The sequence below is a fragment of the Desulfovibrio sp. 1188_IL3213 genome (assembly GCF_036763145.1).
Classification (GTDB): domain Bacteria; phylum Desulfobacterota; class Desulfovibrionia; order Desulfovibrionales; family Desulfovibrionaceae; genus Desulfovibrio.
The window spans coordinates 1-2,041 of sequence record NZ_JBAIYR010000403.1 but is presented as its reverse complement, the minus strand read 5'-3'; the positions used below and the strand labels follow the sequence as shown (position 1 = coordinate 2,041).

General features: G+C 58.6%; 4 protein-coding genes. 2 read left to right on the top strand and 2 right to left on the bottom strand.

What is annotated here, in order from left to right:
- Positions 1 to 1,122: sigma 54-interacting transcriptional regulator (locus V6C16_RS11950; RefSeq protein ID WP_333543301.1), on the bottom strand; the 1,122-nt coding region annotated here is incomplete at its 3' end.
- 4 nt (positions 1,123 to 1,126) lie between these two features.
- Entirely contained in the window at positions 1,127 to 1,342 is a 216-nt protein-coding gene (locus V6C16_RS11945) for a hypothetical protein (protein WP_333536570.1), read from the bottom strand.
- A gap of 180 nt (positions 1,343 to 1,522) precedes the next feature.
- Between V6C16_RS11945 and V6C16_RS11940 the strand changes: the two genes are divergently transcribed.
- Both V6C16_RS11940 and V6C16_RS11935 read left to right on the top strand, forming a co-directional pair.
- On the top strand, positions 1,523 to 1,867 hold the full coding sequence (locus V6C16_RS11940; protein ID WP_333536571.1) for an OsmC family peroxiredoxin: 345 nt from the start codon (positions 1,523 to 1,525) through the stop codon (positions 1,865 to 1,867).
- Positions 1,830 to 1,961: a hypothetical protein gene (locus V6C16_RS11935; RefSeq protein ID WP_333536572.1), complete on the top strand. Its 132-nt coding sequence runs from the start codon at positions 1,830 to 1,832 to the stop codon at positions 1,959 to 1,961. Before V6C16_RS11940 ends, V6C16_RS11935 begins: the two co-directional genes overlap by 38 nt.
- Positions 1,962 to 2,041: the final 80 nt, after the last annotated feature.

The window sequence follows — 2,041 nt, the reverse complement described above, 5'->3', positions numbered from 1 at the left end:
CTGCGCCGCCCGGCCCTTCTGCCAGCGGCACTGGTCCAGAGCCTGCCGTATCATGCGCTCTTCCAGACGCATGACGGCCTGATCCAGCGTGGCGGCCTCGGCCTCCACGGTGAGCACCAGCCCCACATCAGCATGCAGGTCGCCCAGAGAAGACAGGGCTTCCTCGCCAAAGGCCATGTATCTGTCCAGAAAATTGTAAAGCTCGCGCACGTTGCCGGGCCAGTCATAGCGCTCCATAGCCAGGCGTACGTGCTGCGGCAGCACCATGAACACCTTGCGCCGCTCCATCCACGCATCCACCAGCAGGGGAATGTCGCCCTGCCGCTCACGCAACGGCGGCAGGGTAATGGAAAGCACATGCACCCTGTAGTAGAAGTCCGAACGCATTTTCTTTTCGCGCACCATATGCGCAAGATCCTGGTTGGTGGCCGCAATGAGCCTGAATGAAGACTTGCGGGGCCGGTTGTCGCCCACCGGGGTGTACATCTTGTTTTCAATGGCCCGCAGCAGCTTGACCTGAAGGTGCAGCGGCAGCTCGCCTATTTCGTCCAGGAACAGGGTTCCTCCGTGGGCCGCGCCGATATAGCCGTCCTTATTGGCATGCGCGCCGGAAAAGGCCCCCTTGACGTGGCCGAAAAACTCGCTTTCCAGCAACTGCTCGGGAATGGCTCCGCAGTTGACGGGCACATAGTTGCCCTTGCGACCGCTGTATTCATGAATGCTGCGCGCCACCAGGTCTTTGCCGCAACCGGTTTCGCCGTAAATGATGACGTTCGAATCCGTTTCCGCAGCACGCAGAACCTGGCTGTAGAGCTGCCGCATGGGTTCGCTCTGCCCCACCATTGCCCCCAGGCCGCGCAGATTGACCACAGATTCCCGCAGTGCGCGATTTTCTTCACGAAGGGCAAGCTCCTGAAACTTCTGCTCGCTCACGTCCATGATCAGGCCTTCCAGATACTGCGGACAGCCCTCTTCATCGTCCACGCATTCGCCCTGGTCCCAGAGCCATTTTACCCGGCCGGAGGGCAGCAGAAGGCGGTACATGACCTGGTAGGATTCCCGCGCGACAATACTGTCGCGTATGGTTTTTCGGGTCCTCTCAAGGTCATCGGGGTGGGTCATGCGCTCAGTTGTTATGTCCCATGAGCATGTCCCCGGCAGTGATGCCCAAAAGGTCGTAACAGCCCCGACTGACGAATTCCAGTTCGTAAATCAGGTTTTTCTTTTCATCACGGGTGTCGCCCAAAATGCGGCAACGATATGCCATCCCCGGCAAACGGTTGAGTAAACGGCGATAACTTTTTTCCACGTTCAAAAAAGAAGGCTGGGAAGACAATGTCATGGCATCACCTTTTACATTTTCTGTCGCAATACGCGACAAAAATGTCGTGTTTCGCAAGCGACAATCACCCGATGTGCCAGAAAACACAAGCTCCGGCGTGGGCCTCGCGCACAAAGACATCTGGCACCATTAATGCAATAGGCAGGCCAATTGCTCCAAACCCATTCCGGAGGACTCGACATGTCGCATAACCTCAGTGTTTCTCTCTCCCGCAAGGGGGCCAGGGGCGATCTTGATATGGATGTGGCCGCCATCGGCATGATCTCCATCGACGGAGAAGCGGTGCCTTCCGAAGAGCGCGCGGGCGTAGCCAAAAAGATGCTGGGGGTCTCTGCCCTGTACTGCTATTGTGCCGCGCTGGACAAGGCCCTGGGCACCCGCAACGCCAAATACGACAGCATCCGTGGCTCTGCCACGGTGCGCACCGGCACGGACGAACTGGGCCGGGGCCGCGTCATCGGCATTGATATTGACGTGACCGTTCATTATGGACGAGGAATTTGCCTTTATTTTCGACCGGGTTGAAAAAGTCATGCGCAAGGGCTGCCTTGTGACGGGCTCGCTGGAAAACGCCTTCCCGGTCACCTACAAGCTCACCCTTGCCGAAGACGAGGACTAGGCATGACTGCCGAAAGCCAAACCCTCACCGTCATCGGCGGCGGCCCCGGCGGCTACACGGCGGCCTTTGCGGCTGCCCGC